We start from the raw sequence: 15,326 nt of genomic DNA, 5'->3' as shown, positions 1-15,326 counted from the left end.
CGATGCCTGCAGCCGCCGGACGGCGACCGTTGGCTCGCCAGGCTGACGCGCGACGTTTACGGTGACTTCATTGTAGCTCCATCCGCCACCGTGGCTCCGCACGGTTGGCAGCGGTTCAGGCCGGACGGGCGGCCATGCGCAGGGCGATCTGGTCCAGCGCCGCTTGCAGCTGTTCGATGTCGTAGGGCTTTTGCAGGGACTGGGCGGGGAATTCCAGGTGGCGGGTCAGTTCGTCGCCGTAGCCGGAGGCGAACAGCAGTTGCAGCGCGGGCGCCTGCCTGAGCGCCTGGCGCGCCAGCTCGACGCCGGACATGCCGGGCAGGCTGACGTCGGTGAACAGGACGTCGAAGGACTGGCGCGCCAGTTCGGGCAAGGCGTCCTCGCCGGTGGCGGCGGCGTGCACTTCGTGGCCCAGCGCGCGCAGCGTTTCGCACACCAGGTAGCGGGCGTCGGCATTGTCCTCGACCACCAGCATGTGCAGCGGTCGCGCGGCCTCGGCCGGCGGCGCGGCCTGGGCCGGCGCCAGCGCGCACAGCACGCCGCCGACATGGGCGGCGTCGGTGCGCACCGGCGTGTAGTACAGGTCGAGCGGCAGCTGGGCGACGCCGTTGTTGCGCCACGCCGGCAGGCTGACGCCGCGATAGCTGGCGCTGTCGCCGGCCCAGGCCTGGCGCACGGCGGCGCTGTTCCAGCTCCACGCGGCCGGCTGGATCGACGGCACCGCGCCGCCGGGCGCGCGCAGGCTCGACAAGCCGATCAGCGCCGCGTAGGCGTCGTTGTAGACCATGATTTGTTCGGGGCCCCACATCAGCAGCATGGCCGTGGGGGAATTGAGCAGGATGTCCACCGTCAGCCGCAGCGGCAGCGGCCAGCCGGCCGGCTCGCCGAGGGCGGTGCGCGACCAGTCGGGGGAGGGCGGCGCGACGGCGGTGGGTGGTGTCATGCTGGGCAACCTGTCTGTATATGTCTTGGAAGGCAAAGCTGACCGCATCGTACACTAAAAAAAAAGCCCGCTACAGGAGCGGGCTAAATCTATTTCCTTGGAGGAGAATAGAGGAGACAGGTGAATGATGCTGCAACGCGCAAACGAAAGCAAATTTTTTCTGATGATGAGCGAGATCACTGGCATGAATGAAGCCACCCGCAAGCCTTGAAAAGCCTGGGTTTGTGAGCGGATTGACCATGTTTTTTTTCGCATCCAGGCGTGCTCCGTATACACTGGCGGTGGAAGCGGCGCAGTGCCGCAATTGGGAGGCGCTATGGCGACTGTGGTGAAGCACAGAAAGATTAACATTGTTGTACTGGAGCAAAACGAGCAGATAGCGGACCAGTGCCGGCAGGGCGATATCGCCATCGTCACCGACCCGGCCGGCTGGTGGATCAAGTTTGTCGGCGAGGGTGGCCATGTCGATTGCTACGGCGTGCCGTATGCGTCCTACAACGAAGCCTTGTGGTCGGCCAAGGCGGCGGCCGAATTCGGCACCTGACAGAGAGTGCTGGACAAGCCGGGAGAGTGTCCCTATAATGCTGCTTCTTTCGAACGGCATGCCGGTTGAAAGAGATGCAGCAAAGCAGTTTGCAAGGTGGTTGATTCGGTGTTTCGTGCACTTGACCAACTAAACGATAGAAAATATCGAACTTTGCAAAACGAAATTTATGCTTTATAATGTTGCTTAAGCGGCTGTAGCTCAGCTGGATAGAGTACTTGGCTACGAACCAAGGGGTCGTGGGTTCAATTCCTGCCAGCCGCACCAAAATTCGTGAGTGAAAGGGCCTGAAGAGCAATCTTCGGGCCCTTTTGCTATTAGTGTAAGGCCTTGAAACGGATTGTAAAATTTCTTCAAGGAATCCTTCGCAAAACAAGAAAACGCTGTTATAATCTTGTTTTTCGCGGCTGTAGCTCAGCTGGATAGAGTACTTGGCTACGAACCAAGGGGTCGTGGGTTCAATTCCTGCCAGCCGCACCAAAATTCGTAAGACGAAAGGCCTGAAGAGTGATCTTCAGGCCTTTTTCCTTTGGGTCTTCCTTGCGCCGCCGTCTATGTACGGCAGCGCACGATGCAAACCAGCAATTGTCGCTATCCTGTCTGAAACAGCCAGGAGAACACGATGACCACCACACACGCCACCAGTTTCACCTTCATCAGATTTGCTCCGAGAAACCCCGTCCTTCAGGGCGGGGAGTGAACGGAGCCGACTGCGTAGCAGTCGTTGCCCTTCGGTTGAAATAACTGTATATAATCACAGTATGGTTTTGGTCTATCGTTACCGAGTAAAGTCGCTGATCGGCTTGCTGAACAAGCAAAGCCGGGCGTGCAATTTCGTCTGGAATTTTTGCAACGACAGGCAGAAAGACGCTCTGCGGTTTGGTCGTCGTTGGCACACAGGTTTCGACCTGAACAAGCTTACGCAAGGCAGCAGCAAGGAACTGGGCCTGCACTCGGGCACGATCAATGCGGTTTGCGAGCAATACGCCAAGTCGAGAGCGCAGAAAAAGCGCCCTTTTTTGCGCTACCGAGGCAAAAAAAACCTCGGATGGGTTCCGCTCAAGGGGCGCGAACTGAAACGCGAAGGTGATGCGTTCCGGTTCGCCGGCAATACGTTTCGTGTGTTCAACAGTCGCCCGCTCCCGGAAGGCAAGATCAAGGACGGTACGAATTTTTCCCGCGACAGCCGGGGCAACTGGTTTCTCAACATCGCGATTGAAGTTGATGCGACGGCCGCTCACGCGCGCGCGCCGGTGCGAGGGGTGGGGATAGACCTTGGGCTGAAAGACTTCGCGACGCTGTCCACTGGCGAGAAAATCGAAGCGCAGCGGATTTACCGCGGTATGGAACAAGCGCTTGCTGTCGCCCAGCGTGCGCGCAAGAAGCGCCGGGTGAGAGCGATCCACGCCAAGATAGCCAATTGCAGAAACGATTTTCACCATAAATTGTCGAGCCGTCTGGTGCGTGAGTTCGACTACATCGCGGTGGGTAATGTGAGCGCCGCCGGAATTGCCAAGACCAGCATGGCGAAGTCCGTTCTCGATGCCGGCTGGTCGTCCTTCCGAAACAAACTGGCGTACAAGGCTGTTAAGCATGGCGCATGGTTCGAAGAAGTGAATGAACGATTTACCTCCCAAACCTGTTCGAATTGCGGCGCCTTGCCCGATTCGCGGCCGAAGGGTATCGCAGGGCTTGGAATAAGAGAGTGGCAATGTAGTGATTGTGGTTGCGTACATGATCGCGATATCAATGCTGCTTTGAACATTCTCCGTCGCGGACGTGCGACGCTAGCTGTAGGAATCCCCGTCCTTTAGGGCGAGGAGGACGTCAAGGAAAGCCAGATCGAAGCTTCCGCCTACAACAAGGAAGGGCAGTGGCTGCCCGAATACCGCGTCCTGCAACATGCCGACGACGCCACCCCGCTGAAGCGGCCCGAAATCCTCGGCTTTGCCGACCGCGAAACGGCGGTATTGATGGCGGTGGAATACGGCAGCTACGAAATCCGTTGCCGGGAATACGAGGCGAAATATGCCCGCGTGCGTCACTGAAAAGCGCGCCGTAAAAAAGTCGCCGCGGCCCTTCTTGATTTGAGTTTCCCCTGCTATAATGTTGTCTTTCGCGGCTGTAGCTCAGCTGGATAGAGTACTTGGCTACGAACCAAGGGGTCGTGGGTTCAATTCCTGCCAGCCGCACCAAAATTCGTAAGACGACAGGCCTGAAGAGTGATCTTCAGGCCTTTTTTCTATTTGCTCGCGGCTTTTTCGCGCGTGAGATAGTGCTTCCATGATACGCGGGCCCCGTGCGATGATTGTCCGATCATAGTCCCGGAGGAGCGTGCATGACCATCATCACTACCGTCGAAGACCTGCGCGTCTTGGCCCAGAAGCGCGTGCCGCGCATGTTCTACGATTATGCTGATGCCGGCTCGTGGACCGAATCGACCTACCGCGCCAACGTCGATGATTTCCAGTCCATCAAATTCCGCCAGCGCGTGGCCGTCAACCTGGAAAACCGCACGCTCAAGAGCACCATGGTCGGCCAGGAAGTGGCGATGCCGGTGGCGTTGGCGCCGACCGGCCTGACCGGCATGCAGCACGCCGACGGCGAGATCCTCGCCGCCAGGGCCGCGGAAAAATTCGGCGTGCCGTTCACCTTGTCGACCATGAGCATCTGCTCGATCGAGGACATCGCCGCCAACACCAGCAAGCCTTTCTGGTTCCAGCTGTACGTGATGAAGGACCGCGAATTCATCCATCGCCTGATCGACCGCGCCAAGGCCGCGCGCTGCTCGGCGCTGGTGCTGACCCTGGACCTGCAGGTGCTGGGCCAGCGCCACAAGGACTTGCGCAACGGCCTGTCGGCGCCGCCCAAGCTGACCATCGCCAACATCGTCAACATGGCGAGCAAGCCGCGCTGGGTGCTGGGCATGCTGGGCACCAAACGCCGCAGCTTCGGCAACATCGTCGGCCATGCATCGTCGGTGTCGGACATGTCGTCGCTGTCGGCGTGGACCAACCAGCAGTTCGACCTGAGCCTGTCGTGGAAAGACGTCGAGTGGATCAAGCAGCGCTGGGGCGGCAAGCTGATTATCAAGGGCATCATGGACGCCGAAGACGCGCGGCTGGCGGTGGAGAGCGGCGCCGACGCGCTGATCGTCTCCAACCACGGCGGCCGCCAGCTGGACGGCGCGCAGTCGTCGATCGGCGCGTTGCCGGCCATCGTCGACGCGGTCGGCGGCCAGATCGAAATCCACATGGACGGCGGCGTGCGCTCCGGCCAGGACGTGATCAAGGCGCTGGCGCTGGGCGCCAAGGGCGTCTACATCGGCCGTCCCTTCCTGTATGGCCTGGGCGCGATGGGCGAGCAGGGCGTGACCAAATGCCTGGACATCATCCGCAACGAACTCGATCTGACGATGGCCTTCTGCGGCCTGCGCGACGTCACCATGGTCGATAAAAACATCCTGCTGCCGGGTAGCTTCAAATGAAGCAGGCCAGCAGCGGCAAGGGTTTGTTGCAGCAGGGCGTGGCCAGCCGCAGTGCGCTGATGGTGGCCATGCTGCGCGCCGCGCACCAGTTGATCGATACGCCGCTGGTGTTCGACGATCCGCTGGCCTTGTCCGTTCTCGGGCCCGAACACGAGGCGACGGTGCGCGCCGCGCCAGAGAAATTCGACGCCGGCGTGGTGCGCGTGCTGCGCGCCGCGATGGCGGTACGCAGCCGCTTCGCCGAAGACGAACTGGCGCAGGCGCTGCGCGACGGCGTGCGTCAGTATGTGCTGCTGGGCGCCGGCCTCGATACCTACGCCTACCGCAATCGGCTGGCCGAGCTGCGCGTGTTCGAGGTCGATCACCCCGCCACCCAGCGCTGGAAGCGCGGCTTGCTGGAGCAGGCCGGCGTCGCCGCGCCGGCATCGTTGACCTACGTGCCGGTCGATTTCGAACGCGACGATCTGGCCGAAGCGTTGACGGCGGCCGGCTGCCGGCTGGACCAGCCGGTGTTCTTTTCCTGGCTGGGCGTGACCCTGTACCTGAGCAGCGACGCCGTGTTCGACACGCTGGCCTTCGTCGCCGGCCTGGCGCCCGGCAGCGGCATCGTGTTCGACTACGGCGTGGTGCCGGACCTGCTCAACCCGATGGAGCGCATGGGCATGGCCTATTTCGCCCAGAAGTACGAGGCCGAGGGCGAACCCTGGATTTCCTACTTCGCGCCGGAGGTGCTGGCCTGCGAATTGCGGGCGCTCGGCTTCGGCGACGTCTCCGACCACGGCGCCGACCAGCTGCGCCAGCGCTATCTTGCAAGCCGCAACGACGGCATGCGGCTTGGCGGCGGCACGCGCCTGATGCGCGCGCAAGTCAATTGAATCTGCTTGAATTAGAGTTAATGTTCTAGTACTGTTGTATTTAAAGTCATTCCTTTCTGTGCGGCAATCGTCGCGTGCTACTCTCGATTTCGGCGACTCCTTATGCGCAAAACGCATGAGGGGGCCGCCTTTCATTCACTTCATAATAGGAAAAAGAAATGGAAATCCTGATCGACACGACCTTCATCTCGATTACCGATTCGACCGAATCGGAATACCTGCACGACGACATGAGCGGCGCCCTGGCTGACGTCAGCGTCTCTTGCTGCACCTGCTCCTGCTCCTGCTGCTGCTAATTGCCAGCGGGCGGGCGGGATAGCGGTGCGCATTGCTCCGTCGTCCCGCCTTTCCGGAGGTTGGATGAATGTTCTGACGATAGGTCTTCACAATGAATGAGTCACTTTACGTATCGCCGCTGGCGGAAATCACCACGCTGGGCGAGGACAAGATAGCCATGTCCGTGGTCGGCCGCCGCTTCACGGTCGAGGACAAGGTCGGTATGCTCAAGAGCATCCTGGACCAGGCCGGGCAGGGCGTGCAGCTGACCGCGCTGATGGAAGCCATGGCCGACAGCTTCCCGCCGGAGGCGGTCGAGGCGGCGGTGACGGCGCTGGTCAACGCCCGGGTGCTGGTGCGCGACGACGCCCGCGCCGGTGGCGACGCCACCCACCAGCATCTGCAGCACCGGCGCGAACTCGATGCGCTGATCCCGCGCGACCAATTGGCCGCCTACGACCGCGCCAACTGGCTGCTGGTGCTGGCCGGCGAGGGCGCCTGCGCCGACGCGCTGGCCGAGGCGCTGGCCCAGATGAACGTGCCGCTGCGGCGCATCGGCCGCGATGCCGAACTGCCGCCGGCCGACGCCATCGGCGAGCAACGCGCGCTGCTGCTGGTCTGCTCCGATTTCGAGGACTTCGCGTCCTTCCGTGCGATGAACGCCAAGGCGGTCGAACGCGGCATGGCCAGCCTGTACCTGGGCATCGACTGGAGCACGGTGCAGTGCGGTCCGCTGGTGATGCCCAAGGCGACCGCCTGCTACGAATGCTATTTCCACCGGGTGCGCAGCACGCGCAAGTTCGTCGCCGAATTCGACGTGCGCAGCAAGCCGGAAAACATCCTGTACCACGCGTTGCCGAGCAAGCTGGCGATCCAGTTCGGCGTGGCCGAGGCCTCGCGCCTGGTGCTGCAATACCTGAGCGGCACCTTGGACGACCTGCACCACAGCGTGTTCAGCGAAATTGATAGCTTGAGCGGCGAGACCCATCGCAGCCGCATCCTGCGCCTGCCGCGTTGCGCGTGTTGCGGCAACGCCAGCACGGCGCGGCCGGTCGGCACCGTGTTCCAGCAATCGCTGCTGCGTCGCCGGGCCTAAGCCATGGAACGACTTTCCGACGCTGCGCGCCTGGCGCTGATCCACGAAGCCCTGGTGCACCGCCGCCACGGCATCATCACCACGCTGCTGGAAGAGACCGAGCATCCCGATGCGCGCGGCCTATTCGTCTTCAACGCGCTGATGGTCGACGTCAAGGCGATGATGATCGATCCGTCGCGCGCCAAACCTAACAACCCGACCAGCGACCGCGCCAGCCTGGCCGGTTCCGGCGCCGCGTTCGACCGCACCTCGGCCCTGTGGGCGGCGTTCGGCGAGGCGATCGAGCGCTACTCGGCCGCCGTGCATTTCGACGACCAGCTGCACTACGCCAGCCAGGCCCAATTGGGCGCGGCGGCGGTGGGGCTGGAGCAGTTTGTGCTGTTCTCGCCGGAGCAGTACGCGGCCGAGGGCTTTGAATTCTCCGCACCCGATGCCGACGTCACCCGCGCCTGGGCTGCCGCGACCGACCTGTGCGACCCGCAGCGCGAGTGCTACGTGCCGGCGCAGATGGTCTACCTCGGCATGCAGGTGAAGAATCAGCGCGAGATCGTCTTTCAATCGTCGTCGACCGGCCTGGCGTGCGGCATGGACGAACAGCGCGCCATCCTGAGCGGCTTGTGCGAAGTGATCGAACGCGACGCCTTCGCGGCGATGTGGCAGATGCGCTACGCGCCGCGCCGGCTGGAGGTGGGCCCTGAAGCGCGGGCGGCGTTGCTGCCCGGCGTGCAGCGCGCGCTGGACCATCCGTCGCTGGACGTGCGGTTGTGGGACATCACCACCGATGTCGGCCTGCCGGTGGTGCTGTGCCTGGCGCGCAGCCGCAACGACGGCACCATGTCGCTGGGCGCCAGCGCGCAGCTGGGCGTCGGCCAGGCGATCAACAAGGCGGTGATCGAAGCGCTGCACGGCTATTGCTGGGCGAGCTCCATCCTCGGCGCCGGCACGCCGCTGCCGGAGCGCGCCGCGATCCGCAATCCAGGCGACCACTTCGCCTACTTCCTGGAGCCGTCGCGCCAGCAGGCGATGGACTTCCTGTTCACGAACGCGGCAAGCATCGATAGCGGCGACGCCTCCCTGCATCAACTGGCCACGCTGGACGATTTGCTGGCGCGCCTGCGCGCGATGGGTTTGCCGGCGCTGGCGGTGGATGTGACGTCGGAGGATATCGCCAGCCTGGGCTTCTGCGTGGTGCGCTCGCTGATCCCCGGCCTGCATCCGCTGCTGTTCGGCGACGGCATGTTGAGCCGCGACGAACGCCGCCTGCGCCAGATCGCCCGCCACTGGGGGCTGGCCGAGGTGCCGCCGCCGAATACCGATCCTCACCCTTTCCCATGATGCGGACCCGATATGAACCATAGTTTGCAAGAACTGCTGCCGCCGCAGGCCATGGCGGGCGATTTCGACATCGACGACCCGGCAGAGATCCTGCACGAGCAGACCAAGTTCCATCGCGCCACGCTGGCGGGGCAGGTCAAGAACATCGTCCGCTACCTGCGGCATCCGGCCTTCATCGCGCGCGGCGCGGCCGGCTACAACGTGTTCGCCTCCTGTCCGAAGATAGACCTGCCGCAGCCTGACCTGGCGCTGGGCGAACTGGCGGCGGCGATGGCGGGGCGCACCAGCGCGCGCGGTTTCGCGCCGTCGCTCAGCCTGCGCGAGGTTTCGAGCCTGCTGCACCACGCGGTGCGCGTGAACCGCTATCGCAGCAGCGACGCCGCGCCGCACGTCAAGCTGGCGTTCCGCGCCTATCCATCGCCGGGCGGCCTGTATCCGACCGAGTTTTACTTCTTCCTGAACCAGGTCGAGGGTGTCGCACCATGCATCGCGCACTACGACGCGCGTGGGCACTGCCTGCGGGTGTTGAAGCCGCAGGATGGCGACGCCTTCGGCAGCGCCGAAGTGCGCGGCGGTGAGCAGTCGATCAAGGCGCCGCTGGTGTGCGTGATGACCAGCGTGCCGCAGCGCGCGACCGCCAAATACGGCGCCCGCGGCTATCGCATGGCGTTGCTCGAGGCAGGCCACGCGTCGCAGAACCTGTGCCTGGCGGCGCAGGGACTGGGCATGGGATCGCTGGTCTACGGCGCTTACTACGACGACGAACTGGCGGCGCTGCTCGATATCGACGGCGTGACCGAGACCGTGGTGTCGGTCATGTTGCTGGGACGCGAGGCACAGCAGGAGAACGCCAAGCCATGAACGACAACGCCATCCGTGTGCTGGGCGATGCAGTGCCTGCGGCTGGAGCCAGCCTGCGGCAGGGGGCATTCGCCTTGCTGCGTCACGCGGCGGTGGGCGAGCACGATGCCGCGCTGGCGGAGCTGGATCAGCTGTTCGCGCTGCGTGGCCGCTTCCATGCTTATCCACTGCTGCTCGATATGGTGGTGGGCAAGCAGGCCTGGCACCCGAGCGGATCGCTGTTCGCGCTTGGCGCCGAGCCGCTGCCGCCAGCCTTGCAGGCCCATTTTGAAGAGGCGATCGCTTGCTGCGCCAGTTTCCTTGAGTTGCCGGCACCGTGCATCCTGCTGCAATGCCGAGCCGAGAGCCGCGACCTGCACCTGACCATGGAGAGCTTCCCCGGACTGGCCGTGCTGCGCCTGTCCACGCTGTCGCCCGGTTATCCCGACGATTTGCGGGCGGTGCAGTTTCACGAGGTGGCGCACTGCTTCCTGACCTGCGGCGTGCGTCTGCTGGACGAGGGGCTGGCGCACTTCTTCGCCAACCGTCATGCGGGCGCCACGTTGCCGGCGGCGGACATGGATCTGCTGCCGCCGATGCGAACGCTGTTGAGCCGCAGCGCCGACAGCATGTTCGGCGAAAGCGTGGATAGCGATCTGGCGGTGTACAAGTCGGCCTGCCGCGTCGGCGCCGATTTGCTGGAAGCGATCTACGCGCTGGGCGGGGCGGGACGCGTCACGCGCCTGTTCGCCGCCGTGGCGCGGGCCGGCTCGGAAGCCCAGGTTGTGCGTCTGGTGGAAGAGGCGAGCGGGCAGAGTTTTCCCGCTGTCGCCCGCAGCGGCGGGCCAAGTGCCGGGCAGACCGCGCTGATCGATCGCGCGCGCCAGGCCGTGTTCACCGCATGGATCAACAAGCATCCGGCGGACCTGGACGAGGCCATCGCAGCGCTGGAAGCGGACGAAATCCATGCCGAACCGGCGCTGCTCGACAGCCTGCTCGGCGCGCGCATCAACCGCGCGCTATTGCAGGTCAATTTCGCGACCGCGCCGACGGCCCATGAACTGGCGCAGCTGGACATGCTGCTCAAGGCCGGGGAATGCCTGCCGCAAGGACGCTTGTGGCTATGGCGCGGCACGCACGCGATCCTGATGATTTTGCTGGCCCGGCCCAACATCATCAAGGTCGCCAGCGCCGGCCAGCAGGCGATCAACGCCTTCAACAAGGCCGTGCAGCTGATACCGAACGATCCCGACCTGCTGGTGCAGCACGCCTCATTGCTGCTGCATGCGCCGCCCGCATACGGCGGTGATCGCGACCTGGGCGTGAGCAAACTGCGGCAGGCGATGCTGGACCCGGTCTACCGCGAACACGCGCGCCAGGTCTTGCTGGAATATGGCGTCGAGATGCCGGCGGAGGAGGTTGTCGCTCCCGCTGCGGAGCAGCCGTTGGACGCGCCACCATCTGCGCCCGCACCGGCGCTGCTGGAACTGAGCGGCGTGGAGCTGCGGCTGTCGTCCTCCTTCACGCTGCGCCCCGGCGCGTTGACGGTGCGGCGCGGCGAACGCGTGGCCTTCATCGGCCGTAACGGCAGCGGCAAATCGATGCTGATGGAAACGCTGCTGGGATTGCGCCAGCCCGACCGCGGCACCGTCGCGCTTCACCTGGGCGATCCGCGCGATGCGGCCACACGCCAGCGCATCGGCGGCCTGTTGCAAGGCTACGATCTGCCGGGCCAGACCAAGGTGCGCGAGATGATGGCGCTGCACCAGGCCATGTATCACCGCACCGACGCCGCGGTCACCCGCGCACTGGGGCTGGACGAACTGCGCGACCGATACTGGCAGCAGCTGTCGCGCGGCCAGAAACAGCGCGTGATGCTATGGATGGCGTTGGCCCACGTGCCGGAGCTGGCCATCCTCGACGAACCGTCGCTGGGGCTGGACGAATGGTTCGCCCGCGCGCTGCGCGAACTGCTGGCCGCCTTGCCGGTGACGCTGCTGGTGATCTCGCACGCACCGTCCGACTTGCTGGGCTTGGACCGCATCTGCTGCCTTGACGATGGCCGCATCGTCGCAGAGGGCACGCTGGCGTCACTGATGGCGCAACGGGTCGGCCAATTCAAGGGCGTGCTGCGTCAACAACTGTCGGAAGCGGCGTTGCAGGCCCTGCGCGCGCTGCCCGCACTGGTGCAAGCGCCGCGTGAACGCGACGGCGCCTGGGAACTGTTCGGCGGCGCCGGTTTCGACCAGGCCTTCCGCCAGTTCATTGAACAACAACGCGTCGGCGCGTTCAGCCTGGAGCCCGTGTCGGTAGAGGACTTCCTCGCCGACGTCACCCAAATCGTGCCCACAACGGGGCAGCCATCATGAAAATACTTCTGCATCTGGTCAAAGCCGATCTGGCCATGTTCTTGCGCGGGAAGCTGGCGCTGTTCTGGACTTTTGCCTTCCCCTTGCTGATGCTGGTCATGCAGATGGCCTTGTTCGGCCAGGACGTCAAGCTTGGTCCCGTGTCGCTGGCGATCGTCGATCTGGATCGCAGCACCGAGAGCGGCGCCTACTTGCGGCAGTTGCAGTCTGGCCTGCGCCAGCAGCACAGCGTGGACTTCGCTCCGGTGACGACTCCTGCCGATGGCGCGGCCGCGCAAGCCGACTTCGTGCTGACGATACCGGCCGGTTTCGCCGCCAACGTCGCCGCCGGCCGCACCACGGACATGGCGCTGCGCAGCGGCCATGGCGCGGGCGCCGCATTCGACGCTGCATACGGCCTGCTGCGCGGCTACAGCGACGCCTACAATCTCAACGGCCTGAATGCGCCGCCGCGCGTGGCCCTGCCGCCGCCGCCAGGCGCCGAGCAAACGCTGGACTACCGCCTGTTCCTCGTCACCGGCCTGGCCGGCATGGTGATACTGTCCACCAGTTTGATGGGATTCGCCGGCCCGCTGGTGGCCGCGCGCGAGGGCGGCATGTTCCGCATGTACCAGCTGTTCCCGATGCCGACCGGCGTGGTGGTGGCCGCATGGTGCATATCGCGGCTGTTGATCGTGCTGGCGGCCAGCCTGGCGATGTTCGTCGCCGCCTGGGCGATCTACGGCGTGCGCATCAGCGCCGACGGCATGCAGGTGACAGCAGCCATCGCCATGCTGGCCTTGGGCGCAGGGGCTTTCCTGGCGTTGGGATTGCTGATCGCAGCCATGACCAATAGCGTGGCCGCCGCCACCATGTTCTGCAATCTGCTGTATTTCCCGTTGCTGTTTTCGGGTAATCTCATGGTCCCGCTGGGCGGCCTGCCCAAGCTGGCCCGCGAAGCGCTGGATTGTTTGCCGCTCAACGCGATGATGTCGAGCATACGACGCGGCCTGACCGGCGGCATGGGGTGGAGCACTGATATCTACAGTGTGGCCTTGTTGTCGGTGATGCTGATAGCCTGCCTGGCGCTGTCGGCGCGGCGTTTTACATGGATGCCGCGCTCCTGAAAAATGAGACCTGACATGAACGAACAAAATCGATCAAAGCTGCAGCGGGACGAAGACACGCGCAGCAAATTGCGCCGCCTTCCGCTGATCGCCACCATGAGCATCGTCGCGTGTGTGGGCGTGGTACTGGCCTTGCTGTTGTCGCGGGCGCCGCAGGCGGCATCGGTGCAAACGCCGTCGCTGGCGGCTGGCGCCAGTGTCACCATCAAGTTGACCGGTGTCGCCGGCAGCAAAGGCATGGTCATGGCGGCACTGTGCGACAAGGCGACCTTTCTCAAGCGCTGTCCGTATATGCAGACGGTGGCGGCGTCGCCGGTCGTCAAGCTGAAGTTCGACGGCGTCAAGCCCGGCACATACGCGGCCATGCTGTTCCACGACGAGAATGGCAACGGTGAATTCGACCGCTCGGCCAACGGCATGCCGCTGGAGGGCTATGCGTTCTCGCGCAACGCCAAGGGCAAGTACGGGCCGCCATCCTTTGAGGACGCGGCGGTGGAAGTCAAGGCTGGCAAAGCGGCGCTCGATATCGACATGGTCTACTGATGGCGGCGATACTGGAAGTAGACGCGGTATCGAAGCATTATCTGCGCGGCGACGAGCGCATCGTGGCGTTGGACCGGGTATCGTTTCGCATCGATCAACCCAGCGTGACGGCCATCGCCGGGCCATCGGGCAGCGGCAAGAGCACCTTGCTCGGCATGCTGGCGCGCTTCGACCGGCCAGACAGCGGCAGCATCAGCGTCGACGGCGAACGGCTGGACCAGATCGCGGAACCGAAGCTGGACCAGTACCGCAACCGCAAGCTCGGTTTCGTCTTCCAGCAATTCAATCTGGTCGGCACGCTGACGGCGCAGGAGAACGTGGAACTGGCGCTGGCGCCGCAGAAGCTGTCACCGGCTGAACGTAGCCGCCGCGCCATCGAAGCGCTGCAGATGGTCGGCATGGATCATCGCCTCAGGCACGAACCGTCCGAACTGTCGGGCGGGCAGCAGCAGCGGGTCGCCATCGCGCGGGCGCTGGTCAATCGTCCCAGCCTGGTGATCGCCGACGAGCCGACCGGTAACCTGGATGGCAAGACCGCGCAGCAGCTGCTGGAACTGATCGGTAGTCTGAACCGCCAGGTCGGCACCACTTTCGTGATAGCCACCCACGACCAGCGGGTGATGGACATGGCGCACAGCGTGGTGCGGCTGGCGGATGGCAGGCAGGTCGCATGAAGCAATGGCTGACACTCGCGCTGCGCAACGTGCGCCGCAATGGGCGGCGCTCCCTTCTGCTGGGCGGCACCATAGGCGTGGGCACGCTGGCGCTGCTGCTGTTTGTGGCGTACATCGCGGCCTCGCTGGATGGCCTGCGCGAGAGCACGATCCGCAGCGGCCTGGGTCATGCACAGCTGGCCGGCGCCGGCCAGTTTGACGGCTACGCCGAACAGCAGCTGCAATATGGCTTGGATCGGCCGGCGCTGGCGCAGCTTGAAACGCTGTTGGCGCAGGAGCCGCAGGTGCGCCGCGTCGTCCCGCGCTTGCTGTTCGCCGGCCTGGTTTCAAACGGCGCACGCACGCTCAATTTCGAGGGCAGCGGCGTGATGCCGGACCGTGAGCGCCAGGCGTTTGGCGCCTTCCAGACTTTATCGGCTGGCGTTCCGTTGAACGCCAAGCCGGCTGGCCGATATCAAGTCCTGATCGGCAAGGAGATGGCGCGGCGCCTGTCGGTCAAGCCCGGCGACTCGATCACGCTGATGACCACCACCGTCAGCGGCAGCGTCAACGCGATGGATCTGGAAGTGGCGGGTCTGGTGGCGACCGGTGTTCCGCAGACCGATTTGTACCTGCTGCAAATGCCGCTCGAAACGGCGCAAGAGCTGCTGCGTACGACCAAGGTATCCAGCGTCGCTGTGCTGTACCAGGACACTGCGCAGGCAGACGCTGTATCGGCGCGTTTGCGCGCGGCCATGAACGGTGCGCATGTCGAGCTGCGCACCTGGCCGGCGCTGGCGCCACTGTATTCGCAGGTACTGGCCTTGTACCGCAATCAGTTCCTGGTGTTCGGCGTTGTGATCTGCATCATCGTCTTCCTCGGCGTGGCGGCGATGACGCTGACCACCATCTATGAGCGGGGCAGGGAGATCGGCACCATGCGCGCGATGGGCATAGGCCACGCGCAGGTGCGGCGTTTGTTCGTCATGGAGGGCATGTTGCAAGGCGTGTTTGGCGCGTGCGCCGGCGCGCTGCTGGCGTTTGGCGCCATCCTGCTGATCAACGCCGCGCATATCGAACTGGCGCCGCCGCCTGGCCGCAACGCCGGCGTGCTGCTGCAAATGCTGTGGGTGCCGTTGTACAGCTCCGCCATCATCTGCGCCTTGCCGCTGGTGGCGATGCTGGCTGCATGGTTGATCAGCCGTCGCATCGGCCGCATGCCGATCATGTCATCCCTTTCCATACAGTGAGCCAGCTCC

The 15,326-nt window shown here is 64.3% G+C and carries 14 protein-coding genes and 3 tRNA genes; 16 read left to right on the top strand and 1 reads right to left on the bottom strand.

Annotated features, from left to right (window positions below):
* Positions 1 to 115: 115 nt before the first annotated feature.
* Positions 116 to 943, bottom strand: a complete 828-nt coding sequence (locus KVP70_RS17030) for a response regulator (RefSeq protein WP_217943393.1) — start codon at positions 941 to 943, stop codon at positions 116 to 118.
* 328 nt (positions 944 to 1,271) lie between these two features.
* Here KVP70_RS17030 and KVP70_RS17025 point away from each other — a divergent pair, with 328 nt between their 5' ends.
* The 16 genes from KVP70_RS17025 to KVP70_RS16950 all read left to right on the top strand — a co-directional run bounded on the left by KVP70_RS17025 (position 1,272) and on the right by KVP70_RS16950 (position 15,317).
* Positions 1,272 to 1,487, top strand: a complete 216-nt coding sequence (locus tag KVP70_RS17025) for a hypothetical protein (protein WP_332844097.1) — start codon at positions 1,272 to 1,274, stop codon at positions 1,485 to 1,487.
* Positions 1,488 to 1,677: 190 nt separating this feature from the next.
* A tRNA-Arg gene (locus tag KVP70_RS17020) sits at positions 1,678 to 1,754 on the top strand.
* Between the two features lie 136 nt (positions 1,755 to 1,890).
* Positions 1,891 to 1,967, top strand: a tRNA-Arg gene (locus tag KVP70_RS17015).
* Between the two features lie 281 nt (positions 1,968 to 2,248).
* Positions 2,249 to 3,301 carry an RNA-guided endonuclease InsQ/TnpB family protein gene (locus KVP70_RS17010; RefSeq protein WP_217943391.1) on the top strand — a complete coding sequence of 351 codons (1,053 nt, stop codon included), beginning with the start codon at positions 2,249 to 2,251 and terminating at the stop codon, positions 3,299 to 3,301.
* Between the two features lie 304 nt (positions 3,302 to 3,605).
* Positions 3,606 to 3,682, top strand: a tRNA-Arg gene (locus KVP70_RS17005).
* 143 nt (positions 3,683 to 3,825) lie between these two features.
* Positions 3,826 to 4,974: an alpha-hydroxy acid oxidase gene (locus KVP70_RS17000; RefSeq protein WP_217943390.1), complete on the top strand. Its 1,149-nt coding sequence runs from the start codon at positions 3,826 to 3,828 to the stop codon at positions 4,972 to 4,974.
* Complete coding sequence (locus tag KVP70_RS16995; RefSeq protein WP_217943389.1) at positions 4,971 to 5,849, top strand: class I SAM-dependent methyltransferase; 879 nt, start codon at positions 4,971 to 4,973, stop codon at positions 5,847 to 5,849. Before KVP70_RS17000 ends, KVP70_RS16995 begins: the two co-directional genes overlap by 4 nt.
* A 158-nt stretch (positions 5,850 to 6,007) precedes the next feature.
* The gene (locus KVP70_RS16990) at positions 6,008 to 6,145 is read left to right on the top strand and encodes a hypothetical protein (RefSeq protein WP_158567992.1); all 138 of its coding nucleotides are present in this window, start codon (positions 6,008 to 6,010) and stop codon (positions 6,143 to 6,145) included.
* Positions 6,146 to 6,237: 92 nt separating this feature from the next.
* Entirely contained in the window at positions 6,238 to 7,221 is a 984-nt protein-coding gene (locus tag KVP70_RS16985; protein WP_217943388.1) for a TOMM precursor leader peptide-binding protein, read from the top strand.
* A 3-nt stretch (positions 7,222 to 7,224) separates the two neighbouring features.
* Positions 7,225 to 8,556 (top strand): YcaO-like family protein, encoded by a 1,332-nt coding sequence (locus tag KVP70_RS16980; RefSeq protein WP_217943387.1) that lies wholly within the window; start codon positions 7,225 to 7,227, stop codon positions 8,554 to 8,556.
* Between the two features lie 12 nt (positions 8,557 to 8,568).
* Positions 8,569 to 9,417 (top strand): SagB/ThcOx family dehydrogenase, encoded by an 849-nt coding sequence (locus KVP70_RS16975; RefSeq protein ID WP_217943386.1) that lies wholly within the window; start codon positions 8,569 to 8,571, stop codon positions 9,415 to 9,417.
* On the top strand, positions 9,414 to 11,765 hold the full coding sequence (locus KVP70_RS16970; RefSeq protein ID WP_217943385.1) for an ATP-binding cassette domain-containing protein: 2,352 nt from the start codon (positions 9,414 to 9,416) through the stop codon (positions 11,763 to 11,765). The genes KVP70_RS16975 and KVP70_RS16970 overlap by 4 nt, the downstream gene beginning before the upstream one ends.
* The gene (locus KVP70_RS16965) at positions 11,762 to 12,871 is read left to right on the top strand and encodes an ABC transporter permease (protein WP_217943384.1); all 1,110 of its coding nucleotides are present in this window, start codon (positions 11,762 to 11,764) and stop codon (positions 12,869 to 12,871) included. The genes KVP70_RS16970 and KVP70_RS16965 overlap by 4 nt, the downstream gene beginning before the upstream one ends.
* A 15-nt stretch (positions 12,872 to 12,886) precedes the next feature.
* Complete coding sequence (locus tag KVP70_RS16960; protein WP_217943383.1) at positions 12,887 to 13,414, top strand: DUF2141 domain-containing protein; 528 nt, start codon at positions 12,887 to 12,889, stop codon at positions 13,412 to 13,414.
* A complete protein-coding gene (locus tag KVP70_RS16955) occupies positions 13,414 to 14,088 on the top strand; it encodes an ABC transporter ATP-binding protein (protein ID WP_217943382.1) in 675 nt (224 codons plus the stop codon). The genes KVP70_RS16960 and KVP70_RS16955 overlap by 1 nt, the downstream gene beginning before the upstream one ends.
* Complete coding sequence (locus KVP70_RS16950; protein WP_217943381.1) at positions 14,085 to 15,317, top strand: ABC transporter permease; 1,233 nt, start codon at positions 14,085 to 14,087, stop codon at positions 15,315 to 15,317. The genes KVP70_RS16955 and KVP70_RS16950 overlap by 4 nt, the downstream gene beginning before the upstream one ends.
* Positions 15,318 to 15,326: the final 9 nt, after the last annotated feature.

The organism is Duganella violaceipulchra (assembly GCF_019166075.1).
In the GTDB taxonomy this organism is placed as follows: domain Bacteria; phylum Pseudomonadota; class Gammaproteobacteria; order Burkholderiales; family Burkholderiaceae_D; genus Rugamonas; species Rugamonas violaceipulchra.
The sequence above is the reverse complement of the archived record's forward strand: the minus strand, read 5'-3'. Positions and strand labels throughout refer to the sequence as shown.